Origin of the sequence: Sphingomonas anseongensis (genome assembly GCF_023516495.1) — a bacterium.
Taxonomy (GTDB): domain Bacteria; phylum Pseudomonadota; class Alphaproteobacteria; order Sphingomonadales; family Sphingomonadaceae; genus Sphingomicrobium; species Sphingomicrobium anseongensis.
In genome coordinates this window covers 812,579-835,617 of the sequence record NZ_JAMGBC010000001.1, presented here as the reverse complement: position 1 = coordinate 835,617, position 23,039 = coordinate 812,579, and the positions used below count along the sequence as shown (strand labels likewise).

The window sequence follows — 23,039 nt, the reverse complement described above, 5'->3', positions numbered from 1 at the left end:
GGCGTGAACGCTGTCATCCTGATCCCGGCGCGGTACCAATCGTCGCGCTACCCCGGAAAGCCGCTGGTCGGGCTCAAGGGGTCGACAGGCGTCGTCAAGCCGCTGATCCACCGGAGTGTCGAGGCCGCACGGCGCGTAGCGGGTGTTAGCGGCGTATTCGTCGTCACCGACGACGAGCGCATCGCCGATGCCTGCCTGCCCGCACGGGTGGGGGTGATCATGACCTCGAGCGAATGCCGCAACGGCACCGAGCGTTGCGCCGAAGCCCAGTCTCAGCTTCACGAGGCGGACCTGGTGATCAATTTCCAGGGTGATGCGCTCCTCACGCCCAAGCACTTTGTGGAAGCGCTGATCGAGCGGATGCAGCGTGTCGACGTGGACGTAGCCACTCCCGCAATCCGCTTGCGAAGCTCCGAAGTTCGCGCGCTGCAGGCCGAAGAAGCCGCCGGGCGGGTAGGGGGAACCAGCGTCGTCACGGACAGCGAAGGCCGGGCGCTCTATTTCTCGAAGCGATTGATCCCGCATCTTCCTGCAGGCTCGCTCGACGGCGAGATGTCGCCGGTGCGCCTTCACGTTGGAGTCTATGCGTATCGGCCGTCCGCGCTCACGGCGTATGCCCAAACGCCGCCTTCGGAGCTTGAGCGGCTGGAAGGGCTCGAGCAGCTGCGATTTCTCGACCGAGGAATGCCAGTTGCCGTCGTTGATGTCGAGCCGCCGCCTTTCGCCCTGCGCGAACTCAATAACCCGGAAGATGTCGCGCCCATCGAAGAGGCGCTGGCGAGCGCGGGTCTCGAATGACTCTGGACGAAGTGGAACGCGATTACCGGGTGATCCTCTGCGACCTGTGGGGCTGCATCCACGACGGCGTGCAGCTCTATCCGGGGGCGCTCGACCGCCTTCGCCGCTGGCGAAGCGACGGGCGGAGGATCATCCTTATCACCAATGCTCCGCGCACGGCGCAAGTCGTGGCTGGGCAGTTGGAGCGGCTCGGCGTCGATTCCTCCCTTTGGGACGGCATCGCCACCAGCGGAGATGCGGGCATCGCACGGCTAAAGCAGGCTAAGCGCCCGGTCGGGTTCATCGGGACGAGCGGCGACTGCGAAACCCTGGAAAGCCGGGGCGTGCGGATCGCCGACGGCGAGGACTTCGACGAGTTGGCTTGCGCCGGGCTCGACGGAAGACGGCGTCAGGTTTCCGACTATGAAGACGAAATCCGTCCGCTCGCCCAGCGCGACGTGCTCATGCATTGCCTGAACCCCGACCGGGTCGTGATTCGCGGCGGCGTTCCGGAGCCTTGCGCAGGAGCAATCGCCGATCGCTATGTCGAGCTGGGTGGCCGCGTCGAATATTATGGCAAGCCTTATCCAGCCATCTACCGCCACGCGATGGAGCTTGCGGGCAACCCGCCGCCTGAGGACGTGCTTGCGATCGGCGACGGGCTGAACACCGACATCCTCGGCGCGGCCCGGATGGGGTTCGACTGCGTGTACGTCACCGGCGGAATCAGCCAGGGCGACGGAATTCCCGACGACTTCACGGCCACGCATGACCTAGGTGACTGGCAACCGGTGGCGGTTGTCGAAGGCCTACACTAGATAGGCCGAATGGAGCTTCTCGGAACCAGGATCGGGCTCGATCAGCCATTCTTCCTCATCGCCGGCCCGTGCGTGGTCGAGAGCGAGGAGCTTCAGCTTCGCACGGCCGAGCGGCTGAAGGCGATCACCGATCGGCTCGGCATCCTCTTCATCTTCAAGTCGAGCTACGACAAGGCGAACCGCTCCTCCGACAAGAGCTTTCGCGGCCCCGGCATGGACGAGGGTCTCAGGATCCTTCAGCGAGTGCGCGAGGCGCTAGGGGTGCCGATCCTCACCGACGTCCACGACATCCCGCAGATCGCTCCCGTGGCCGAAGTGGTCGACGTCCTGCAGACGCCCGCGTTCCTCGCCCGGCAGACGGACTTCATCCACGCGGTCGCCGCGTCTGGCCGACCGGTGAACATCAAAAAGGCGCAGTTCATGGCGCCGCACGACATGGTCAACGTGGTCGACAAGGCGCGCAACGCCGCACGGGCCGCCGGCGTCACCGACGACACGATCATGGTCTGCGAACGGGGCGCATCGTTCGGTTACAACAACCTCGTCTCCGACATGCGAAGCCTTGCGATCATGCGCGAAACGGGCTGCCCGGTCGTCTTCGACGCAACCCACTCCGTGCAGCTGCCCGGCGGGCAGGGCACGAGTTCCGGCGGCCAGCGCGAACATGTGCCCGTCCTTGCAAGGGCAGCGGTCGCTGCGGGCATAAGCGGGCTGTTCATGGAAACCCATCCGGACCCTGCCAACGCCTTGTCCGATGGCCCCAACGCCTGGCCGCTCGACCGGATGGAACCCCTGCTTCAGACGTTGGTCGAGCTGGACAAGACCGTGAAACAAACGGGCTTTGAGGAGATGAACCTGTGAAGCGGACGGTGTTCATTCAGGCGAATGACCGCCAGCATCTCGGGGCTAAGATTTCCGCTCACAGCTACAAGCGAAACGCGACCGATCCCGGTAGCTTCGACGTCCGGATCCTGCACGTCCGCGATTTTCCGCGGCTGATGGACCCCAACCAGAGCGTCATTCGCGGCGGGCAGGTTCGGGAGTGGGACCCGAACGACCTGCAAAGCTTCACTCCGCTGCGCTTCTATCCGCCCCAGGCGATGGGCTTCGAAGGCGTCGCGGTCGTGACCGATCCCGACGTCTTTGCGCTCGGCGATATCGGCGAGCTGTTCAATCGAGACCTGGAAGGGAAAGCCATCTGGGCGGTTCCCAGGCCGGGGCACAACAACCGCCGGGACTATATCGCGACGTCGGTGATGCTTCTGGACTGCTCTAGGCTGAAGCATTGGCAGTTCGACTGCTACCTCGACGGCTTATTCGGGCACGAATTCGACTATTTCGACTGGATCGACCTTAACCGGGAGGACCGCAGCACGATCGGCTTCCTCGAGCGGGAGTGGAACGACTTCGACCGCCTCACTCCGCGAACGAAGCTTCTTCACACCACGAAGCGGCGGACCCAGCCGTGGAAGACGGGCCTCCCCGTCGATTTCACGCTTCAGCGGATCTGGCCGGTGAACCTGTTCAACCGGATGCTCCGCTACATGCCTCACCCCGACCCTAACCAGGAGGCATTCGTCTATTCGCTGCTGGCCGAGCTGTTCGATACGGGCGAGGTGACGGAAGACGAGCTGCGAGCGGAAATGGCCGCCAACCATATTCGCCACGACAGCCTCCAGCTGATCGACCGCTATCGCGGCTGGGATGCCCGACTGGCGCTCGCCGCCTGACCATCGAGCAGGGCTCGGACGGCACTGACCGCACGGGCGACGGAATCCTCCGCTACGGTGCCCGCCGTCGCATGGTCCAAGGTCCCCGCGAGCCCGAGTTGCTGAGCGCCCTTCCAGAAACGCCTGATGTCACGCACCGGCAGGCCAATCCCCAGCTTGTTAAGCGCGTAGAAGAAGCGGCCAGGGAACGTCTTGTGCGGCTCGATCAGCCCAACCGGCTTCCCTGAGGCAATCGCGTCGGAAACCATTGCGGCGCTGTCGGCAGTGACGAAGATCTCATCCGCATCGCCGACGAGGACGGCATAGCGGGGAAAGCCGCGCCTAACGAGCGCGTGCTCGCTCCCGTGAAGGGCGCTCGCGACCGCTTCGGTCACCCGCTTGCTCGTCCGTCCGCTGGTGACGGCGATGACGGTTCCACCGCGCTCCCTCAGCATTGCGGTTGCCTTTGCGACGCGCCTTGGCCGAAGGCTCCACATGAAGGTGTCACCGCCGATCAGCACGAGCCTGTGCGGCCGCGGCAGCTTTCCCAGCACCTCCGCCTCCTCGCGCGTGGGGGCGATCCGGGCTGCGGTGCTGACGCCGAGCGGAAGCTGCAAGACGTTTGGAGCGTCCGGTACCGAATATTGCGGCGTGGTGACCACCAGATCGAAGTTCGAGGGTGCGACCCGTGGGTTGCCGAGCCGAACAAGCTTGGCCGTGCCGCCGGACATGGCTCGAATGGCGAGCGCCACCGGCACGCTCCGGTGGCCGATTCCCAGAACCAGCTTCGGCCAGGGTGGGGCAATCTCGCGCCTGGATGCAGGGCTGAGACTGGCAAGACTTGCTCCAAGCACGCGTGGCGGGAGCAGATGAAGTCGGTTGTAGCGAAGCCCGATCGTGCGAAACGGAAGCCCAAGCTCGTTCGCGAGGCGAAGCAGCTGGTTATTGTCGCCGGTGCGCTGCCCCAAAAGCACCCAGACGGCGGCGCCCTCGCTCAAGCCGGAAGCCTCCCGAAGCTGGATTCGAGCAGGCGGCGGACCTCCTGTGCGGCGGCGACGACCGGATTCGCCGCCTTGCCGACGATCGGCTCCTCCATCGTGCCTGCCAGCTTCTCCCCCAGAACGAATTCCCAAAAGCGGCGAAGGTCGCGCTTCGGGCTGGTCTCGTCCACCTTGCGGCCGAGCGCCAGCTTGCCCACCCATTTCATTTCCACAGGCACGAGCCCGACCGGTTTTTGAACGATCACGCATTCGGAGATCATCGAGATGCTGTCCGCGGTCGGGAACAGCAGGTCGGCGTCCTGAAGCAGGACCGGAAAGCGGGGAAAGTCGTTGCGGACGACGCGCCACTCGGACCGGGCCTCGTCGAGGCGGTGCTCGATTTCGTCGACCACATCCTCGGGCGTGCGGGCGCTCCCGGCGACGATCAGCGAGCCGCCCTCGATTTCGGCCCTGCGAGCGAGGCGGAGCGCGACGTCGGCGGCGTAGCTTGGCCGGAGCTGCCAATGCCTGGTCTCACCGCCAAGCATCAGAAGCAGGTGGGGGCGCGGCAGCGACTTCAGCCAGGCATCCTCTTCCGCGGTCGGCCTGGTTGGCTCACGGTATCGGCTCATCGCCAGCGGTTGAAGCCGCATCGATGGCCCGGTCGGTGTGCGGTACTGCCGGGTCGTGAACACCAGGTCGAACGTGTCCGGTGCCACCCGCGGATGGCCGACATGGACCAGCCGTGTCCTGCCGCCGCTCTGTTTCTGGATCCAGCAGGCGATTGGGACGACCCGCCGCCCGACCAGGATGATCAGGTCCGGCCACGGCGGCACGAGGGTTCGCTCGCGCAGGTCCTTTTGGACGGAAATCGCGCTCGCTCCCATAAATTTGCCGTTGAGCCACCAGCGCCAGTTGAAGACGAGCTTGCGGGTCTCGAACGGCAGCCCGAGCTCCTCGGCGAGCGCGAAAACCTGCGCGTCATCGCCGGGCCGATTGCCAGGTATCACCCAGATGCGCGGGAAGCTCACTTCACTCTCACCCGGCGGTACTGGCGGGCCAGTGCCACCAACAACACCAGCACCATTGCAGCATTGGCTATGACGAAGGCTCCGGCCGCGCCGGCGAGGCCGAACCGCCACGCCATCGGAGCGACGATGATGAGGTAAAGGACTGTGCCGACGAGGCGCGCGACCAGCGGATCGCGATCACGGTGCAAAGCGTAGAGCATCGCCGGCATCGGGAAGGCGATCATCGCCAGCAGCGGCGCTATGATGAGCACGATCAGGGCCGGGTAGGCGCCGATGAACTCTCGGCCGAAGATAAACCTGATCAGATCCTCGCCGGCGACGGCGACCAGAAGCACCGCGAATGAAGCGAACATGCCCGCGATCGCAGCGCCTCGAAGCATCAGGTTCCACGGGCGCTTGGTCTTCGGGTCCATCCGCATGACTTCGGGATAGAAGGCGCGCGACAGCATGTCGGTCGGCCGCTGGGCGCTGTCCGCGAGAGTCGCAGCCACGCGATAGAATGCGGCGCTCGCGGGGCCGAGGAGGCCGCCGACGATCAGCCGGGCCACCGGTCCCCAGGCGGCTGCCAGGCTCGACGTTAGGTTCACCCGGATCGCGAACCTCCACGCACCTTTCAAGGGACGCGGATTGAGCGTCGGGCGGAGGGCGTCGGTCATGCCGCGCCGCCGCAACTCGCGCCACGTCAGCCACCATTGGTAGAGATCGCCGACTAGGTCGGTCGCGAACCAGATCGCAACATAGGCGACGAAAGGGGCATCCATCGCCCAGGCGATGGCGGTCAGGACGACCCGAAGGAGCGGGTCGACGACCTCGCCCCAGCTCAGCAGGTCGAAGCGGTCGAGCGTCCGAAGGACGCCGCCGGGAGTCATCGCCTGCATGGTCGGAATGACAAGGCAGTACAGCGCCGTCATCGCGACATATTCGTGCGGGAGCCCGAACGATGCGGCGATGAAGGGCAGGAGCGCCATCGCGATCGCCATTCCAACCACGCCGCTCAGAAGGTCTAGCCCGAAAGAGAAGCCGGTCGCGACCTTGAAGTCTTCCGGCCGGCCCGCGGCAAGGCCCTGGCCGCCGTAACGGATGACGATCTGCCAGGTCTGGAACTTGCTTAGGCTGCTCGCGGCCTGCGCGTAGCTGTGGATGAGGATGAGGACGCCGAACATGATCACGCCAAGCGCGCGGCCGGTCATTGCGAGGGTCACGATGGACGCAATCGCTGCGACGAGCTTGGACGCGCCAAGGTAGCTGCTGTTCTTGAGCAGCGAGCGCATGTGCTGGTCTTTGAACCAATGCCGCATGCGCTCGCGCTTAGGCGAAACTCAAGTTGCTGTCGCTAGCCCCTAAGCGGGTTCGGGAACCCGTTGCTGGACGACCTTGTCGGCAAGCGGTCCGTTGAGCTCGGCGAGGTGGTCGAACTCCGCTTCGTAAGTCGCCAGGCCCTGGCTCTGCGAGCGCAGCTCCGCCTCCATTCCGCTCAGCTCGGCCTCGGGGATGATTGCGTCGATCCGATCCCATCCCGTCCAGCCGTCGCGAGGCGCCATCCCCAGCATCTGGCCGCGCCTGCTTGCAACCGCCGAGCTGACCCTGCTGGTCGCGCTCGACGGGCAAACGACGCTCACCTTGTGCATGGGCTCCAGAAGATGGGGAGTAGCGGCGGAGAGCGCTTCGGACATCGCCAGCCGTCCGGCGAGCCGGAAGGCAAGCTCCGAGCTGTCGACGCTGTGGTAGCTTCCGTCGACCAGCGTGACGGCGACATCGACGACCTCGAAGCCGAGCGGACCCTTTTGCATCGCCTGGCGAACGCCTTCCTCGACCGCGGGAATCCACTGCTTGGGAATTGCGCCGCCAGTGATCCGCTCGCCGAACTGGAAGCCCGAGCCGCGCGGCAGCGGTTTCACTTCGATGATGACGTCGCCGAACTGGCCGTGACCGCCGGACTGCTTCTTGTGCCGGCCTTTCTGGGTGACCGGCTTCCTGATGGATTCGCGATAGCCGATCGTCGGCGCTCGCGATTTCACCTCGACTCCGTAGCGGCGCTTGAGCCGCGCGAGCACCGTCTTGAGATGCTCGTCGTTGATTCCGCGAAGCCGCATCTCGTGAGCGCCTTCGTCCTGCTCAAGGATCAAGGCCGCGTCCTCCTCCAGCAGTCGATGGAGAGCGCCGGAAAGCTTGACGTCGTCCTTCCGGTCGGCGGGCTCGATGGCCAGCGCGCAGTTGAGCGAGGGATATTGGACATCGAGCGGCGGCGGCACTGTTGCGCTCCCCAGCCACTCGCCGGCCTTCACATTGTCGATCTTCGCGACCGCGACGATATCGCCGTTCTGCGCCTCGGTGACTTTCTGGGTCTTGTCTCCCTGCACCCGGAAGATCGCCCCAAGGCGGGCGTGCTCGCCGGTGCGTGTCCTGAGGTCCGAGCCTTCGCCGATGCGCCCGCCGAGGGCACGCGCAAGCGCCAGCCGCCCGATGGTCCCGCCATTGTGGATCTTGAAAATGTAGAGCGACGGGTCGCTGACTTCGAGGCGGGCCGCGGTGCTCTCGGGACCCGGCGTTTCGTGGCGAAGGGCCTTGAGCAGCCGGCCCATTCCCCAGCCGCTCTCGGCCGATCCGAACAGCACCGGGACTCCCAGGCTCTCGCCCGTCTCGCGCGCCAGGTCCTGGAGGATCCGCTGCTGGTCCGGAGTCTGGTCCATCAGCAGCTGTTCGAGAAGCTCGTCGTCATGATCGGCGAGTTGCTCGAGCATCTGGTTGCGCGCTTCGTGCTCGCGGTCCTGGATCTCTCCGGGAATGTCGATCTGCTCGCTGTCCTTGCCGTTGTAGTGAAAGGCCCGCTCGAGCGCCAAGTCGACGAAGCCGGTGATCTGGTCGCCTTCGCGGATCGGAATCTGGCGGGCGATGAGCGGCGACACGCTGACCGGCTGGAGCGAGGAGAGGAGGTCGCGGATCCGGCCGTGCGCCTGGTCGATTCGGTTGACGAAGATGAGATGCGGAATGCCTTGCTCGTCGAGTGCCCTAAGGGCTGGGGCGGCGAGGGGCGCCCGGGCCGGGTCGGGGTCGACAATGACGATTGCGAGGTCTGCGACTGCAAGCCCGCGGGCGCCGTCGGCCGCGAAGCCGACCGAGCCGGGGCAGTCGATCAAGGCGAAATGATCGCCGAGATAATCGAAATTATAGAGGTTGAGCTCGGTCGAGCCGCCGCGGGCGCGCGATTCCGGGCTCGAATCGCCGATGCTCGTTCCGTTGCCTACGGAGCCGTGCCGGTCGGTCGCTCCGGCGGCATGGAGAATCGCTTCGGCAACGCTGGTCTTTCCTGCGCCGGCCGGTCCGACCAGCGCGATGACTCGAGTGCCGTTGGAATTGACGCCGTTTGCGTGGGGCATGCGACTCTCCTCTCGTCCGTTTCTGCGGGCGCGGGAGTCGCCTCTCACGAAGGCGCTCACGCGCTCTTCAGGAAAGAAACAGCGTCGGACGGAATCGAAACGAAGGCAAGCCCCCCGGAACGGCAGTTGGGCTCGCGGTTTACTCCCCTCATGGCCAAGCGAAGCAAAAACCGGTCGCGCGACCGCGGCCGCCGCGCCACCTCTCCCTGGCAAATGCCGGCGCGCGCGTGGAAGGACATCGCCAAGCGGACATGGACCCGCACGTGGCAGGATAATGTCGGCCTCGTCGCCGCCGGGGTCGCTTATTACGGCTTCCTCGCCCTGGTCCCGCTGCTCGGGATCATCGTCTTGCTCTATGGACTGTTCGCCGACCCGCAGACGGTCGTCCGCAACGTCCAGGCGCTAACGGCCATCCTTCCCCCCGACGTTGCCCAGCTGATCGCCGACCAGCTTATCGCGGCCGTGAAAACGACGAAGGAAACCCGCGGCGCCGGGGTTCTCGTCGCTCTGCTGGTCGCGCTCTACGGCGGCACCAACGGCGCCAGCGCGATCATCACGTCGATGAACATTGCATACGAGGAAAAGGAGAAGAGGTCGCTCGGCCGCTTCTACCTGATCGCGGCGATCATGACCGTTGGCGCGGTCGTGCTGGCGGTCCTTGCCCTCGTCGGAGCGACCACGCTTGCGTTCTTCGGCAACTTCGCTCCCGGAGCTTCGCCTCCTCTGGTCTTCGCTGCGAGGCTGGCCGGTTACCTGACGCTTACGCTAGCCGCGTCGGCGGTCGCCGCGACGCTCTACCGTTTCGCCCCGTCACGGGAGGATGCGCAGTGGCGGTGGATCACGCCGGGCTCGCTGTTCGCCGCGATTACCTGGCTTCTGCTGACTCTCGCGTTCACCTTCTACGTGACCAGCGTCACCGACTATAATGTCACCTACGGCTCATTGGGCACGATGATCGTACTTCTGAGCTGGATCTACCTGTCGGCCTACGCGCTGATCTTCGGCGCCGAGCTCAATAGCGAGATCGAGCACCAGACGGCGAAGGACAGCACGACCGGCAAGCCGCAGCCTTTGGGCAAGCGCGGCGCCTGGGCCGCCGATCACGTCGCCGGCGACGACAAGCCCGACCGCAAGGATGCGCCGTCGATGGCCGAGGCCACGCCGGAGGCGCCGACGGTGAAGGACTCAAAGGGCCGGAAGAAGGCCTAGGCGGCCGGGAGCAGTTTCTTTTCGCCCGCCAGCTTGATCAGCGCCGACTGCAGCTTCTCGAACGCGCGCACCTCGATCTGGCGGATCCGCTCGCGGCTGACGCCATAGACCTGGCTCAGCTCCTCCAGCGTCTTCGGATCGTCGGTGAGCCGCCGCTCGGTGAGGATATGCTTCTCGCGCTCGTTGAGGCTGTCCATCGCGTCGACCAGCAGGTCGTGGCGGACGCGGCTTTCCTCGTCCTCGGCGATCAGCTCGTCCTGAAGCGGGCCGGTGTCGACCAGGAAGTCCTGCCACTGGCTCTCGCCGCCCTCGCTTTCGCGAAGCGTGACGTTGAGCGAGGTGTCGCCGCCCATCGCCATGCGGCGGTTCATCGACACCACTTCCTCCTCGGTCACCCCGAGGTCGGTCGCGATCTTGGTGACGTCGGCGGGCTTGAGGTCGCCTTCCTCGAACGCGTCGATCTGGTTCTTCATCCGGCGAAGGTTGAAGAACAATTTCTTCTGGGCAGCGGTGGTGCCCATCTTCACCAGGCTCCAGCTGCGCAGGATGAATTCCTGGATCGAGGCGCGAATCCACCACATCGCGTAAGTGGCGAGGCGGAAGCCGCGATCGGGCTCGAACTTCTTCACGCCCTGCATCAGGCCGATATTGCCTTCGCTGATCAGCTCGCTGACCGGAAGCCCGTAGCCGCGATAGCCCATCGCGATCTTCGCAACGAGGCGAAGGTGCGAGTTGACGAGCTTGGCCGCCGCCTCCGTGTCTCCCTGCTCACGCCAGCGCTTGGCGAGCATGAACTCTTCCTCTGGAGCGAGGATCGGGAACTTCTTGATTTCGGCAAGGTAGCGGTTGAGTCCTGCCTCCCCGCCAGAAGCGGGTAGCGAGACGATTCCGCCAGAACGTGCTGCCATTCGATCCTTCTCCCTGGGCCGCCGCTGCTAATCGAGCGGCTGGCCACTCTAATTCTTATACACGAAGTTGATTGAACAGTTCCTGCATGTCCGCTGGCATGCCGCTTGAGAACGACAGGCGGTGCTTCGTTACGGGGTGGGTAAAGCCCAGCTCGGCGGCGTGTAAAGCCTGCCGCTGAAAACCTAGGCTTTTCAATAGCTCGCGGTGCGCCCGGGACCGGCCGTAAACCGGATCGCCGAGCAGCGGATGGCCGATCGAGGCCATGTGGACCCTGACCTGGTGCGTTCGACCGGTCTCCAGCGAACATTCGACCAACGCTGAATCCGACAGCAGCTCAAGGCGCTTCCAGTGGGTCACGGCGCGCTTTCCGCGCGATCCTTCGACGATGGCGATCTTCTTGCGGTTTGCGCTGGAGCGAGCGAGCGGAGCGTCGATGGTCCCGCCGCTCGTCTTGGGGACGCCCGACACGATCGCGAGGTAGCGCCGGTCGATGCTGTGCGCGGCGAATTGCCTGGCCAATCCTTCATGGGCGACGTCGGTCTTCGCCACGACCAGCAGGCCGGACGTATCCTTGTCGATCCGATGGACGATCCCCGGACGGGCAACGCCACCTATGCCCGACAGGGAAGTACCGCAATGGTGAAGCAAGGCGTTCACTAAAGTGCCATCGCGGTTTCCGGCGGCCGGATGGACGACAAGTCCGGCAGGCTTGTCGACGACCAGCAGATGCGGGTCCTCGAAGACGATTGGCAGCGGGATGTCCTGCGGCTCGTTGTGCGCGGGCTCAGGCTCCGGGACGTGAAGGCGGAAGTGCTCGCTTCCCTTGACCTTCGTCGCAGGGTCGCGGACCGCTGTGCCGGCCGCTTCGACCGCGCCGGTTCGGATGAGCGCTTTCAGCCGCTCGCGCGACAGGGTGGGGACGGCAGCGGCAAGCGCACGGTCCAGCCGCCAGCCGGAATGTGCCGGCTCGAGCTTCACCTCGATTGTCTGCAAGCCCCCCACAATCGAGATATTGTGAGTGTCAAACAGCCGTTCAAGATGTCCGCGCCTTGCACGATTTCCGCGACTGGCCCATTCAGCCGCGGCATGAACGCCGTAGACCTCGCAAGCCTGCTCTGTTCGCGCCTGTGCCACGACCTGATGTCGCCGGTGGGAGCGTTGAACAACGGCATCGAATTGCTCGCCGACGAGCAGGACCCCGACATGCGCGACCGCTGCCTGGATCTGCTCGCGGACAGCGCCCGGGTCACCGCCAACAAGCTGAAGTTCTTCCGTCTGGCGTTCGGTGCCGCCGGCGGCTTCGGCGACGCGGTGGACAGCAGTGAAGCGCAAGCCGTGCTCCAGGGCCTGCTCAGCCAGGGCAAGATCGAGCTCGGCTGGATGGCAGGCGACAGCAAGCTGTCGAAAAGCGGAGCGAAGCTCCTTCTCAACCTCGCGCTGATCGCCGGGGATGCGCTGGTTCGCGGGGGCCGGCTGGACGTCGGCGTGGAAAGCAATGGAGCAACCGAAATCGCGATCCGCGCGGAAGGGCCGCGGATCCTGCTCGATGCGTCGATCCGCGACACCCTTCTGAATGGCGCGGAAGGGGGCGTGGAGGCACGGACCGCAGGCGCGTGGCTGGCCCACAGCCTGGCCTCCGAAGCCGGCGGCGCGATCCAGATTTCGCAGCCGTCCGACGAGGTGCTCGTCATAGGCGCAGCGCTTCCGGAAAGCACCGGACGCTAGCTTTCACGCGTCCAGGCGCAAAATTTTAAACAGTCGCCGTTACCCGTGCGAGCGTGAAGAAGCTGTGCTCGATCCAGGTCTTGCGGGCAGTGGCGGCGCTTGCGGTCGTCTATTGCCATGCCTTCGCCACCGGCCGCGGGTCGGCGGGGGTCGATCTTTTCTTCGTCATTTCCGGCTTCATCATCGCCCGCGTGTCGAAGGATCGCCCGGCCGCCGCGTTCGCGAAGGCGCGGTTCTGGCGCATCTACCCAATCTATTTGTGGGCCGCGGCGGCGCCTCTCCTGTGGGAAATCGCCTTCGGATCCGGCCTTACCCCGAGGGTGGGCGCGACCTTGACCCTGTGGCCCATCTGGGGCGGCCACTATCAGCAACCGCTGCTGCCGGTGGCCTGGTCGCTCTATTTCGAAGTGCTCTTCTACGTGGCGATGACAGTTTGGCTCTTCAGCCGGCGGGCGGCGCTCGTCGCGGCCGCCGCGGTGCTGGTTGCCGCGCTCGATCGGCCGGGACCCGCAACCGCATTCCTGCTTAGCCCGATCATCCTGGAATTCGCCGCCGGATTCGCACTGGCACGACTTCGCAGCTTTCGGCTGCCTGGACTTGCTCTCGTGATTGGGCTGGTGCTGCTGTTCGGTTCGACCCGCTCGTTCGACAATGCGACGATGCTCGACCCGGCGGTGGCCTCCCTGCGGGCGTTGGATTTCGGCTTGCCCGCGGTGATGATCGTCTACGGCGCGCTGGGCCTGGAGTGGCTGTTCGCGGCGCGTTGGGCCAATCCGCTGGTGGGGATCGGCGACGCTTCTTATTCGATCTACCTGATGCACCTGTTCCCGATAAACGCGCTGACGGGCTCGTCGGCGGAGATGCCGATTGTGAGGTTCCTCGCGGCCGTCGCGATCGGGCTCGCCGTTCACCGCCTGCTGGAACGACCGCTCGGCGACTGGGTCGCCCGGCGAAGGCGCTCGCGCCAGCCGGAGACCGTTGGTCTCGAGGCGCCCGGGCTCGCTCCGCAAGGCTAACGGGCCTTTAACTTCTGACGGCTAGACGCTCCTGGCAGCAAGGACGCGTGAGGCCGATGGACGATCTGATTGCCGATTTCGTTGCAGAGTCGCGGGAGATGCTCGAGGCTCTCGGCGGGGAAATCGTCGCGTGGGAAGCCAATCCCGACGACCGCGCACGCCTCGATTCCATCTTCCGCTTCGTTCACACCGTCAAAGGCAATTGCGGCTTCTTCGAATTCCCGCGGCTCGAGGCGCTCAGCCACGCCGCCGAGGATGCTCTGGCCGACGTGCGTGCCGGACGCCGCCAGCCTGACGTACCCCTGGTCAGTGCCGTCCTCGCCATTATCGATCGCATCGGCGAAATGATCGCGATCATCGAGCGGGGAGAAAAGCTCCCCGAGGGCGACGACAGCGGCCTCATCGAGGCCCTTGAGCCCGGAGCGGAAGGGGCCGCCGCGCCCGCCGCAGCAGCCGTGGCGGAGCTGGCGCGCGGTGCCGCGCCGCGGACGATCCGCCTGTCCGTCGGGCTGCTCGACCGGGTGATGAGCACGGTTTCCGACATGGTCCTGGCAAGGAACGAGCTGGCCCGCAGGCTTCGCGAAACCTCCACGGATGTTTCGGTCGACGGCGCCTTCGAGCGCCTGTCGTCGATCATCGCCGAGATGCGCGACGCGATTACCCGTACCCGGATGCAGCGCATCGAGAATCTCTTCGTTGCTCTTCCGCGAATGGTCCGCGACCTTTCGGCGGAGCTCGGCAAGCAGGTCCTAGTCGATATCGAGGGCGGCGACGTCGAGCTCGATCGCGAGATGATCGAGATGATCCGCGACCCTCTTACGCACATCATCCGCAACGCGGTGGACCACGGGATCGAAGGCCCGGCCGAACGGCTCAAGGCCGGCAAGCGCGAGATCGGCATCCTGTCCGTCTCGGCGCGCCAGTCGGGCAACCAGATCCTGATCGACATCCAGGACGATGGCCGCGGAATCGACGGCAAGAAGCTTGTCGCCAAGGCGCTCGACGTCGGCCTTCTCGAACGCGACGATGCGGCGAAGCTGACTCCCCGCGAACAGCTCGCGCTCATCTTCGAAGCCGGCCTGTCGACCGCCAAGGAAGTCACCGCGATTTCCGGCCGCGGCGTCGGAATGGACGTCGTCCGCTCCAACGTCGAGCGGATCGGCGGGATCGTCGAGGTGGACAGCGTTCCGGGTGAGGGAACTCGGATGACGCTGAGGGTGCCGCTGACCCTGACGATCATTCCGGCGCTCACGGTCTCGATCGGCTCGCACCATTTCGCAATCCCGCGCTCGGCAATCGTCGAAATCGTCCGCGCCAACGGCGAATCGGTCACGCTCGACACGCTGGGCGGATCCGGAGTGGCGACCATCCGAGGCAAGCGCGTGCCGGAAGTTGCGCTTGCCGACATTCTCGGCCTCAAGAGCGAAATGCCCGAAAACGAGCGGAACCTGGTCGTCCTTCGTCCGGCCGGAGGCGACGTCTATGCGCTCGCCGTGGAGCGAATCCACGATCACGAAGAACTGGTGGTCAAGCCGGCCGCTCCGCAGGTGATGGCGACCGGCCTTTACGCCGGCACCACCCTTGCCGACGATGGCAGCCCGATCCTGCTCTTCGATCCGGCCGGTCTCGCCGAAGTCGGCGGAGTGAAGCTGGAGACGCAGGACCGCACGGCGCGGGTTGCCGACGGTCCTTCGACAATGGCCGCTCAGGCGGTTTCCGTCCTCCTCTTCCGCGGCCTGGACGGCGGCCGCCGCGCTCTTCGCCTTGGCGTCGTCGATCGGATCGAGGAAGTGCCGGTCAGTGCCATCAAGCCGGGCGCAGGCCAGCTTCGCGTGCAGCTCGGCGAGGCGATTCTTCCTCTCGCGGGCGTCAACGCCGATCTGGGGGACGAGAAGGTGCGGGTCTTCCGTCTGAACGACGGGGTCCACGAGATCGGCTATGCCTTCCGCGAAGTCATCGATCTGTCGACGATCGAAAGCGACGTCATTCCGGCCGAAAACCCGGGCGAGATCAGCGCAGTGACGCTGATCGCCGGAGAACCGGCGGAGCTCGTGGACGCTCATTGGCTGTTCTCCAACCACCTGGGGACTGCGGCCGGGAAACCCAGCGAGCAGCCGCTTTGCAGGCTGCCCAGCGGCGACCCGTGGATGCAGAACCTGCTCCGGCCCATCGTCGAATCCGTCGGCTACAGGGTCGTCGGCGACGAGCATGACGGCGAGGCCGACCTGGTCATCACGTCGGAACGCAAGGCCGCTGCCAAGGCGGGCCGGACGATCGTCCTTCGGGCCGAGCCAGAAGCGGCCGGCGCCAAGGACGACAGCATCTATCGCTACGACCGCGCGGGGCTGCTCATGGCGCTCAAGTCCGCCGGCTCGGGGAGGCGCAAATGAATGAGCTCCTGTTGATCGTCAGCATCGCCGGCGAGCGTGTTGCTCTGCCCGCCGCAGCAGTCGAGTCCGTCGTCGAGCTGGACACCCTGGTCGCGGTTCCGCGCGCCGCTCCGCATGTCGCCGGACTTTCGGCGCTCCGGAGCCGAGTTCTGACGGTTATCGACTGCATGCGCTCGCTGGACCTCGGCACAACCGACTGCTCCGACGGAATCCGCGAAGCTGCTGTCGTCGAGCTCGACGGCCATCATTATGCGCTGCTCGTCGACGTGGTCGAAGACGTGGTCGAAGCCTTGTCGGATCCCTCGCCGGTTCGCGCTGCGATGGGCACCGGTTGGGAGCGCGCGTCGCACGGGATGGTGGAAACCGAAGCGGGGCCTTTGCTCTTGGTGGATGTCGCCGCTCTGATTTCGGGATCGGAAGCGCGGGCAGCTTAATGCCTTGGTTACCGTTAGTGAGTACAGACCGTTCGATTGCGCGGGGAAAGCTTGAAGAATGAAAAGCTGTTTGATCGTCGACGATTCCAAGGTGATCCGAAAGGTCGCCCGTCACATCCTCGAGACTTTGCAGTTCGAGGTTGATGAAGCTGGCGACGGTCAGGAAGCCCTGACCCGTTGCGAGCAGAAGATGCCCGACGTGGTTCTGCTCGACTGGAACATGCCGGTGATGAGCGGGATGGAGTTCCTTCGGCTGCTCCGCCAGCGGGGGCACAGCGACCAGCCAAAGGTCGTCTTCTGCACCACCGAGAACGACATGGCCCACATTCGCGCCGCGCTTGAAGCCGGCGCCGACGAATATGTGATGAAGCCGTTCGATCGAGAGACGCTGCACGTCAAGCTTCAGCTCGTCGGCGTAGCGTAAGCCCCCGTCGTGGAGCGGGCGCTCGCAAAATCGCGCGATCGCCAGGCGACCCAAGCGCCGGCACGGCGCTGTATCCGGTTGATGATCGTCGATGATTCGATGGTCGCCCGCGCGGTCCTCTCGCGAATCGTGGAAAGCGACAGGATGTTCGAGATTGCGGCAGTCGCCGCCACCGCCGAGGATGCCATCGAGGCGCTCGGAACGGTGAAGGTCGACATCATCGTTCTAGACCTCGAAATGCCCGGCGCGGGCGGTCTCAAGATGATCCCCGAGCTGCTGAAGGCCGCCGACGGCGCGCGGGTGATGATCGTCTCCTCGCTCGCGGACGATGGCGCGGAGCAGAGCGTTGCTGCCCTTGCTCTCGGCGCGACGGACGCAATGCCCAAGCCTGGCACCGGCCGCTTCAACGGTCGCTTCGCCGAAGTCCTGTTGGGCAAGCTCAAGTCGATCGGCTTTGCCGAGCCGACGCGCCCGCTTCCCGAGCCGATCAAGCTCCAGGGTTACGGACCGCTTCGGGCAATGGCAGCAGATCCGATCGGCCTCTTGGCGATCGGCGCGTCCACCGGCGGGATCCACGCGATCGCGTCACTGTTCCAGGCGCTTCCGGCGCGGCTCGGCGTTCCGATCCTCGTTACCCAGCATTTGCCGCCGCCGTTCATGTCGGTATTTGCGCGGCAACTCGGAATTGCCGCTCGCCGCGAGGCGCTTGTCGCCGAGGACGGGATGAGGCTTCTTCCCGACCGGATCATCATCGCGCCCGGCGACGCACATCTGTCCATCGAGGAAGGCTCCGGCGGCCATGTCGTGAGACTCCTGCGAGATGCCGCCCCGAGCGGTTGTCTGCCCTCCGTCGACCCGATGTTCGCATCGGCGGGAGCGGAATTCGGCCCCGCCGCGGTCGGAGTGATCCTCACCGGCATGGGCAAGGACGGAGTCGAGGGCGCCCGACAGCTCGTCGCCCGCGGAGGTTCGGTCCTCGCCCAGGACGAAACGAGCTCCGCCGTGTGGGGAATGCCGCGCGCGGTTGTCGAGGCCGGCCTCGCCTGCGCCGTCATGCCGCCCGAGAAAATGGGCCGAAGGATCGCGTCGAGAAGCGGAGACATGTCGTGCAAGTAAGCGACAGCTCCAGCCGGATCCTCGCCGGGCTGCTTGAAGCGCGCACCGGCCAGCAGCTGACGATGAACCGCCGCTGGCGGATCGAAACCGCGCTTTCAGTCCTGCTCCGCGAGCGGGGAATCTCCACCCTGGACGAGCTGATCACGATCCTCGTGATGGGCAAGGAGCCGGGACTCTCAAACCAGGTCGTCGAGGCACTGTTGAACAACGAAACCTATTTCTTCCGCGACCGCTCGCCCTTCGATCTTCTCTCCCGGCACGCGCTTCCGGAGCTCGCCAAGAAGCGCCACTCGACGCGCAAGATCCGTATCTGGTCGGCGGGCTGCTCGACGGGCCAGGAAGTCTATTCGATCGCCATGCTGTTCGCCGAGGATCCGGCGCAATGGCGCGGGTGGACCGTGGACATCCTTGGCAGCGACGTCTCCGAAACCGTCGTCGATCGCGCCCGCCGCGGCCTCTACACCCAGTTCGAGGTGCAGCGCGGGCTCGGAATCAACCAGACGATCCGCTGGTTCGAGGAATGCCCGGACGGCTGGCGCGCGGTCGAGGACCTGCGCAAGTCGGTCCGCTTCCAGGTCCACAACATCCTGGAGCCGCCGCCGCATCCCGGCGACTTCGACATCGTGCTTTGCCGAAACGTCCTCCTCTACCTGACCGGCGACAAGCGCACGCTCGCCTTCGAGCGCCTCGCCTCCGCGATGGCTCCGGATGGCTGGCTGATGCTCGGCGCGGGAGAGACGGTGATCGGGCAGACCAACCGCTTCGGCGCCGACGTCAACGCTCGCGGCCTCTATCGCCGCCTCGATGGCGATGCGGTGGTCGAGAAGCGGGTCGCCGACCGCAGGGCAGCCGCGAAGGCTTGACCCGCTGGCGCAAAACTGCGCCATTTCGCCGATGGACCTGATCGAGCGCCCCTCGCCCAATTTCGACGAGCGAGCGCTGCCGGTCTCAATGATCGTCCTTCATTATACCGGGATGCCCGACGCGCAGGGGGCGCTCGACCGGCTGACTTCGCCGGACGCCAAGGTCTCGGCCCATTACCTCGTCGACGAGGACGGCACGACCTACCAGCTCGTCGATGAATCCAAGCGCGCGTGGCACGCCGGCAAGTCGCGCTGGCGCGGTGTTACCGACGTCAATTCGGCAAGCGTCGGGATCGAGATCGTCAACCCGGGCCACGAGTTCGGCTACCGGCCGTTTCCCGACGAGCAGATCGCTTCGGTCATTCCGCTGGTCGCGTCGATCAAGGAAAGGCACGGGATCAGCCGCGGCAATGTGGTCGGCCATTCCGACATCGCCCCCGGGCGCAAGGAGGACCCCGGCGAGCTGTTCCCCTGGGACGCGCTCGCCAAGCGCCGGCTGGCCCTGCCGAGCCCGACGCGGGAGCTGGTGGACCCGTTCTGGACCGATGCGGGGTTCCTCTTGGCGCTCGAGCGCTTCGGTTATGACGTCACCGATCAGGATAAGGCTGTGATCGCCTTCCAGAGGCGTTTTCGTCCCGATCGGATAGACGGGATCATCGACGGCGAGTGCCGCGCGAAGCTGCTGTCACTGCTGCTGCCCCGGCCGCAGTGAACGCCCTATTTCGGGTTTCATCGCAACGCATTGACTTGCTGACGGCCGAGGGTGACACTCCGGCTGTCTGGTAGGGAGATTACCATGCTCCAGTTGACCTCCTCCGTGCTCTCGATGCTTTTCCTGGCTTCCAGCCCCGTTGCCCCCGCATATCAACCCTCGGGCTCCGAGATTCCGGTGCAGGATCAGCAAAAGCGGGTGTGCCAATATGTGCTGGCATCTGACCCGGGCGCGCTGCCCTACCAGCTGTGCCAAACCAAGGCGGAATGGGCGGCGTTGGAGGCAGCCTCGGCAAAGGACGCGAACCGGATGGTTTGTCGGTACGAAGAAATCCCCGGGACCCGGACCAAAGGCCATAAGATGTGTGGAACGCAGTCCGCGTGGGAGGCGCGCAAAGCCGAGGCGCGCGAAGCGGTCGAAACCATCCAGAGGAACGCGGCTTCGCCACGCTGACTCAGAAGCGGCTCGCCGCCGTTTCCGCGTAGTCCGGACACTTTCGGCCGACTCGTAACAGCGCAGCCGTTCCCCTATATCGTTCTCGCCAGAGGGCCGGGCGGCCGCGGCGGGGACTTGTCCCCGGCGAGGAAAGTCCGGGCTCCACGGAACAACGATGCCGGGTAACGCCCGGCCGTTCCCGCGCAAGCGGGGGCGAGGGACAGTGCCACAGAAAGCATTCCGCCCGCCTTCGGACGGGCAAGGTCGAAAGGGTGCGGCAAGAGCGCACCGCGTCTTTGGCAACAAAGGCGGCACGGTAAACCCCATCGGGTGCAAGACCGAATAGGGGCGGCATATGAGCGCGTTCCGGCTCGCCGCCCGGGTTGGTCGCTTGATCCTGCGCGCAAGTGCAGGGCTAGACGAATGGCCGCCCATTCCGCTTCGGCGGATGGACAGAACCCGGCTTACAGGCCCTCTGGCGAATTCCTTGTGACAGGCGTGCGGGGCGCCACTAGTTGGGTGGGTAATGGCGAAGCAGACAAGATCGGACGACTGGGGATTCCCGCGCTGGCGTTCCTACGGCAAGACCGGGCGCAACGCCGCGCGCATTCGCCTGTGCGACCGTGAGGGCTGCAACGAGGTCGGCGATCGCCCGGCTCCAAAGGCTCCGAACAGCCCGGAGCGCTGGTACTTTTGTGAACGCCACGCCGGCGAATATAACAAGAACTGGAATTACTTCGCCGGCCTGAGCCCCGAAGAAGCGGCCAGGCGTGCGGCCGAAGAAGCGAACGGCGCGAACGGGTTCCGAAGCTCGGCACACTGGGGCTGGGCGGGTCCCGGCGACGAGACCCGCAGCCGCGACGAGATGCGGGCGCTGTCGGTCCTGGAGCTTGAACCGGATGCCGACTTCAAGACCATTCGGGCCGCCTATCGCCAGCTGGCAAAGCAGCACCATCCGGACCTGAAGCAGGGTGACAAGGAAGCTGAGGCGCGCTTTCGCGAGATCCAGGCGGCCTATGACGTCCTGAAAGCAGCCGAAGACAGGCGGTTGGCGCTCGGCTCTACCGATTGATCATGAAGGTCGCCGCGCTGAGCGCGATCGGCCGTGATTCATCGCCGCCGTGGGCGACTCCGCGGACGAACGCGATCCGCCGTGTCACCTTCACGCACTCGCAGCGGGCGACGATCGTCTCGCCCTTGAGCGCGGGCCGCAGGTAATCGAGCCTCAGGTCGACCGTCACAATTGGCGTGAAGCGGTCGAGCGTGACCCAGACCGAGGTGCCGCTCGCGGTGTCGACAAGGCTGACGATCGCTCCAGACGCCAGCACGCCGGTCTCCGGGACCCCGACGAGCTCTTCCCGCCAGGGAAGCGCCAGTTCTGCCCAGTTGTCGCCCGCGCCCTTGAACTCCAGCCCTAGCGCGCGGCCGTGGCCGATCCGCCTTGCAAGCTCGAAGAACGCCTTGGGATCGAAGCCCGGTGCCGGCTGCTCGTTCATGCTGCGAGCCGCTGCGCTGTTTCCCGGATCAGCTGGATCATATTTGGCACGCCCTGAGTGCGGTTCGCGCTCAGGTGCCGCGACAGCTCGAACGGCGCCAGCTGGGCGGCGACGTCGGTTCGCGCGACCTCCGCCGCCGGCTTGTCCTGGACAGCCGAAAGAACGAGCGCGACGATGCCCTTGGTGATCGCCGCGTTGCTGTCGGCGAGAAAGTGAAGCCGCCCATCGTCTGTTCGTGTCGGATAGACCCACACCGACGCCGAGCAGCCCCTGACCTTGGTCGCGTCGGTCTTGAGCGCCTCGGGCATCGGCTCGAGCTTGCGGCCAAGCTCGATCAGCAGCCGGTAGCGGTCCTCGCCGTCGAGGAACTGATAGTCGTCGAGGATCTCGCTGATGGGCGGAAGAGGCATGCGCTCCACATAGGCAGCGCTTCGAGTCTCTGCCAGCGCCTCAGCGGTCGCGAAGACCGTCGATTTCCCGTGAGAGGCTGTTTTCCTTCTCGACGGTGATGCGTTCCAGCACCTTCAGGCGCTCCTTGAGCTCCTTCACCTCGTCGCGCAGGCGCAGGTTTTCGGCGCGCTCTTCAGGTGAAATGCCCTCGTTCGAACGGCCACGGCGGGAGTAGCCGTATTTCGCCCTGATGATCGACGCGACCATGACGATCGCAACGATCAGGACTACCATCAACTGCCCGCCTTCCATCACCCTTCGTCTCCTTCGGCCATCCGGTCGCGTTCGCGGAGCGCCTCGATCTGGGCGGCAGTGTCCGCACCGCGGTCCGTGACGATCCGTTCGAGGATGTTGATCCGCTCCTGAAGCTGCTTGACCTGGCTCCGCAACCGCTGGGTCTCCGCGTCGTCGCTCGTCCCTTCGCGCATCTCTTTCATCGACCGCGCGGGAATGCCCATCTTGTGCCTGATGACGGTGAAAGCGAACACGATGATCGCGAGCGCAAGGACGAATTCGAAGGCGTTCACTTCGTCTTTTCTCCGTCCGGGAGCCGCTGGAAGTCGCGGAGCGCCTCGATTTGGCCGGCGGTCTGCGCCCCCGTGTCGGTAACGATCTGCTCCAGTACCCGGACGCGCTGCTCGAGCTCCATCGAACGCGACGCATATTGCGCCGCTTTCTCGGCTGCCAGCCGCGCTTCGACGTCGAGCTGCTTCTCGCGATATTTGAAGAAGCGGTGGCCCAGCAACATCAGGAACATGATGGGCAGGCCGACGACGATTAGCGCGACGAAAACTTCTCCCGGCCCCATCATGCGCGGCCGCCTTTGTCGAGCGACAAGGAGTCTATCTCCCGGGCAAGCCGGTGCGGCTCATCCGTGATGATCCGCTCTACGGTCTCGAGCCGGTCCTTCAGCGATCCGACCTCGGCGCGAAGCTGCGCATTCTCGGTTGTGAGAAGCTTGATTCTCTCGACTGCCTCCTGGTCCGTCTTGGGGTGGAGCGGGATTCCCCAGGACGTTGAGAGCGGATAGCCGTTCCTGATCTTCAGCCATGTGCTGAAAGCGGTTCCTCCCACCCCGGCAACGACGATGATCGCAAGGAATGGCATGATAGCCATGATGAAATTGAAGATCTGGCCGAGTTGGGGATCCATATGCCTAATTCACCCT

The 23,039-nt window shown here is 65.3% G+C and carries 27 protein-coding genes and 1 other RNA gene; 16 read left to right on the top strand and 12 right to left on the bottom strand.

The features are described 5' to 3' along the window. Positions 1-3 precede the first annotated feature (3 nt). The 4 genes from LZ519_RS04265 to LZ519_RS04250 are packed head-to-tail and all read left to right on the top strand — an operon-like array spanning position 4 to position 3,325. On the top strand, positions 4-798 hold the full coding sequence (locus LZ519_RS04265; protein ID WP_249867478.1) for a 3-deoxy-manno-octulosonate cytidylyltransferase: 795 nt from the start codon (positions 4-6) through the stop codon (positions 796-798). Continuing rightward, positions 795-1,595 carry a TIGR01459 family HAD-type hydrolase gene (locus tag LZ519_RS04260; protein ID WP_249867477.1) on the top strand — a complete coding sequence of 267 codons (801 nt, stop codon included), beginning with the start codon at positions 795-797 and terminating at the stop codon, positions 1,593-1,595. Before LZ519_RS04265 ends, LZ519_RS04260 begins: the two co-directional genes overlap by 4 nt. A gap of 9 nt (positions 1,596-1,604) precedes the next feature. After that, positions 1,605-2,456 carry a 3-deoxy-8-phosphooctulonate synthase gene (kdsA, locus tag LZ519_RS04255; protein ID WP_249867476.1) on the top strand — a complete coding sequence of 284 codons (852 nt, stop codon included), beginning with the start codon at positions 1,605-1,607 and terminating at the stop codon, positions 2,454-2,456. Beyond that, positions 2,453-3,325, top strand: a complete 873-nt coding sequence (locus LZ519_RS04250) for a glycosyltransferase family protein (protein ID WP_249867475.1) — start codon at positions 2,453-2,455, stop codon at positions 3,323-3,325. Before kdsA ends, LZ519_RS04250 begins: the two co-directional genes overlap by 4 nt. Here LZ519_RS04250 and LZ519_RS04245 read toward each other — a convergent pair. From LZ519_RS04245 to LZ519_RS04230, 4 genes are read right to left on the bottom strand one after another with little or no spacing between them, the layout of a single operon-like run. Continuing rightward, on the bottom strand, positions 3,286-4,302 hold the full coding sequence (locus LZ519_RS04245; RefSeq protein WP_249867474.1) for an ELM1/GtrOC1 family putative glycosyltransferase: 1,017 nt from the start codon (positions 4,300-4,302) through the stop codon (positions 3,286-3,288). The genes LZ519_RS04250 and LZ519_RS04245 overlap by 40 nt on opposite strands. Further along, the gene (locus LZ519_RS04240) at positions 4,299-5,315 is read right to left on the bottom strand and encodes an ELM1/GtrOC1 family putative glycosyltransferase (protein ID WP_249867473.1); all 1,017 of its coding nucleotides are present in this window, start codon (positions 5,313-5,315) and stop codon (positions 4,299-4,301) included. Before LZ519_RS04240 ends, LZ519_RS04245 begins: the two co-directional genes overlap by 4 nt. Beyond that, positions 5,312-6,613, bottom strand: a complete 1,302-nt coding sequence (locus LZ519_RS04235) for a lipopolysaccharide biosynthesis protein (RefSeq protein WP_249867472.1) — start codon at positions 6,611-6,613, stop codon at positions 5,312-5,314. Before LZ519_RS04235 ends, LZ519_RS04240 begins: the two co-directional genes overlap by 4 nt. A 42-nt stretch (positions 6,614-6,655) precedes the next feature. Further along, complete coding sequence (locus tag LZ519_RS04230) at positions 6,656-8,692, bottom strand: elongation factor G (RefSeq protein ID WP_249867471.1); 2,037 nt, start codon at positions 8,690-8,692, stop codon at positions 6,656-6,658. Positions 8,693-8,842: 150 nt separating this feature from the next. Here LZ519_RS04230 and LZ519_RS04225 point away from each other — a divergent pair, with 150 nt between their 5' ends. Next, entirely contained in the window at positions 8,843-9,901 is a 1,059-nt protein-coding gene (locus LZ519_RS04225) for a YihY/virulence factor BrkB family protein (RefSeq protein WP_249867470.1), read from the top strand. Here LZ519_RS04225 and rpoH read toward each other — a convergent pair. Next, a complete protein-coding gene (gene rpoH, locus LZ519_RS04220) occupies positions 9,898-10,809 on the bottom strand; it encodes an RNA polymerase sigma factor RpoH (RefSeq protein ID WP_249867469.1) in 912 nt (303 codons plus the stop codon). The genes LZ519_RS04225 and rpoH overlap by 4 nt on opposite strands. A gap of 55 nt (positions 10,810-10,864) precedes the next feature. Beyond that, positions 10,865-11,815 (bottom strand): RluA family pseudouridine synthase, encoded by a 951-nt coding sequence (locus tag LZ519_RS04215; RefSeq protein WP_249868859.1) that lies wholly within the window; start codon positions 11,813-11,815, stop codon positions 10,865-10,867. Between the two features lie 81 nt (positions 11,816-11,896). Here LZ519_RS04215 and LZ519_RS04210 point away from each other — a divergent pair, with 81 nt between their 5' ends. From LZ519_RS04210 to LZ519_RS04160, 11 genes are all read left to right on the top strand, one after another. After that, positions 11,897-12,535: a histidine phosphotransferase family protein gene (locus tag LZ519_RS04210; RefSeq protein WP_249867468.1), complete on the top strand. Its 639-nt coding sequence runs from the start codon at positions 11,897-11,899 to the stop codon at positions 12,533-12,535. A gap of 53 nt (positions 12,536-12,588) precedes the next feature. Further along, entirely contained in the window at positions 12,589-13,551 is a 963-nt protein-coding gene (locus LZ519_RS04205; protein ID WP_249867467.1) for an acyltransferase family protein, read from the top strand. Between the two features lie 56 nt (positions 13,552-13,607). After that, positions 13,608-15,941 (top strand): chemotaxis protein CheA, encoded by a 2,334-nt coding sequence (locus LZ519_RS04200; protein ID WP_249867466.1) that lies wholly within the window; start codon positions 13,608-13,610, stop codon positions 15,939-15,941. Beyond that, positions 15,938-16,375 carry a chemotaxis protein CheW gene (locus LZ519_RS04195; protein WP_249867465.1) on the top strand — a complete coding sequence of 146 codons (438 nt, stop codon included), beginning with the start codon at positions 15,938-15,940 and terminating at the stop codon, positions 16,373-16,375. The genes LZ519_RS04200 and LZ519_RS04195 overlap by 4 nt, the downstream gene beginning before the upstream one ends. 58 nt (positions 16,376-16,433) lie before the next feature. Beyond that, positions 16,434-16,799 carry a response regulator gene (locus LZ519_RS04190; protein ID WP_249867464.1) on the top strand — a complete coding sequence of 122 codons (366 nt, stop codon included), beginning with the start codon at positions 16,434-16,436 and terminating at the stop codon, positions 16,797-16,799. 81 nt (positions 16,800-16,880) lie between these two features. Further along, positions 16,881-17,915 carry a chemotaxis protein CheB gene (locus tag LZ519_RS04185; RefSeq protein WP_249868858.1) on the top strand — a complete coding sequence of 345 codons (1,035 nt, stop codon included), beginning with the start codon at positions 16,881-16,883 and terminating at the stop codon, positions 17,913-17,915. Continuing rightward, positions 17,906-18,778, top strand: a complete 873-nt coding sequence (locus LZ519_RS04180) for a CheR family methyltransferase (RefSeq protein ID WP_249867463.1) — start codon at positions 17,906-17,908, stop codon at positions 18,776-18,778. The genes LZ519_RS04185 and LZ519_RS04180 overlap by 10 nt, the downstream gene beginning before the upstream one ends. A gap of 31 nt (positions 18,779-18,809) precedes the next feature. Continuing rightward, positions 18,810-19,490 carry an N-acetylmuramoyl-L-alanine amidase gene (locus tag LZ519_RS04175; RefSeq protein WP_249867462.1) on the top strand — a complete coding sequence of 227 codons (681 nt, stop codon included), beginning with the start codon at positions 18,810-18,812 and terminating at the stop codon, positions 19,488-19,490. An 84-nt stretch (positions 19,491-19,574) separates the two neighbouring features. Continuing rightward, positions 19,575-19,943, top strand: coding sequence for a hypothetical protein (locus LZ519_RS04170; protein WP_249867461.1), 369 nt, complete (start codon positions 19,575-19,577; stop codon positions 19,941-19,943). Between the two features lie 88 nt (positions 19,944-20,031). Further along, positions 20,032-20,408: RNase P RNA component class A (rnpB, locus tag LZ519_RS04165), an RNA gene on the top strand. 43 nt (positions 20,409-20,451) lie between these two features. Continuing rightward, on the top strand, positions 20,452-20,997 hold the full coding sequence (locus LZ519_RS04160; RefSeq protein ID WP_249867460.1) for a J domain-containing protein: 546 nt from the start codon (positions 20,452-20,454) through the stop codon (positions 20,995-20,997). On the opposite strand, the gene LZ519_RS04155 is transcribed toward LZ519_RS04160, so the two are convergent. Genes LZ519_RS04155 through LZ519_RS04130 form a run of 6 tightly spaced genes read right to left on the bottom strand, consistent with a single transcriptional unit; the run spans position 20,987 to position 23,023 of the window. Next, the gene (locus LZ519_RS04155) at positions 20,987-21,421 is read right to left on the bottom strand and encodes a PaaI family thioesterase (RefSeq protein ID WP_249867459.1); all 435 of its coding nucleotides are present in this window, start codon (positions 21,419-21,421) and stop codon (positions 20,987-20,989) included. The genes LZ519_RS04160 and LZ519_RS04155 overlap by 11 nt on opposite strands. After that, a complete protein-coding gene (locus tag LZ519_RS04150; RefSeq protein ID WP_249867458.1) occupies positions 21,418-21,831 on the bottom strand; it encodes a SufE family protein in 414 nt (137 codons plus the stop codon). The genes LZ519_RS04155 and LZ519_RS04150 overlap by 4 nt, the downstream gene beginning before the upstream one ends. Before the next feature lie 40 nt (positions 21,832-21,871). Next, complete coding sequence (locus tag LZ519_RS04145) at positions 21,872-22,105, bottom strand: hypothetical protein (RefSeq protein WP_249867457.1); 234 nt, start codon at positions 22,103-22,105, stop codon at positions 21,872-21,874. 17 nt (positions 22,106-22,122) lie between these two features. Further along, positions 22,123-22,398 carry a hypothetical protein gene (locus tag LZ519_RS04140; RefSeq protein ID WP_249867456.1) on the bottom strand — a complete coding sequence of 92 codons (276 nt, stop codon included), beginning with the start codon at positions 22,396-22,398 and terminating at the stop codon, positions 22,123-22,125. Further along, positions 22,395-22,682 (bottom strand): hypothetical protein, encoded by a 288-nt coding sequence (locus LZ519_RS04135; RefSeq protein ID WP_249867455.1) that lies wholly within the window; start codon positions 22,680-22,682, stop codon positions 22,395-22,397. The genes LZ519_RS04140 and LZ519_RS04135 overlap by 4 nt, the downstream gene beginning before the upstream one ends. Then, positions 22,679-23,023, bottom strand: a complete 345-nt coding sequence (locus tag LZ519_RS04130) for a hypothetical protein (protein ID WP_431358081.1) — start codon at positions 23,021-23,023, stop codon at positions 22,679-22,681. Before LZ519_RS04130 ends, LZ519_RS04135 begins: the two co-directional genes overlap by 4 nt. Positions 23,024-23,039: the final 16 nt, after the last annotated feature.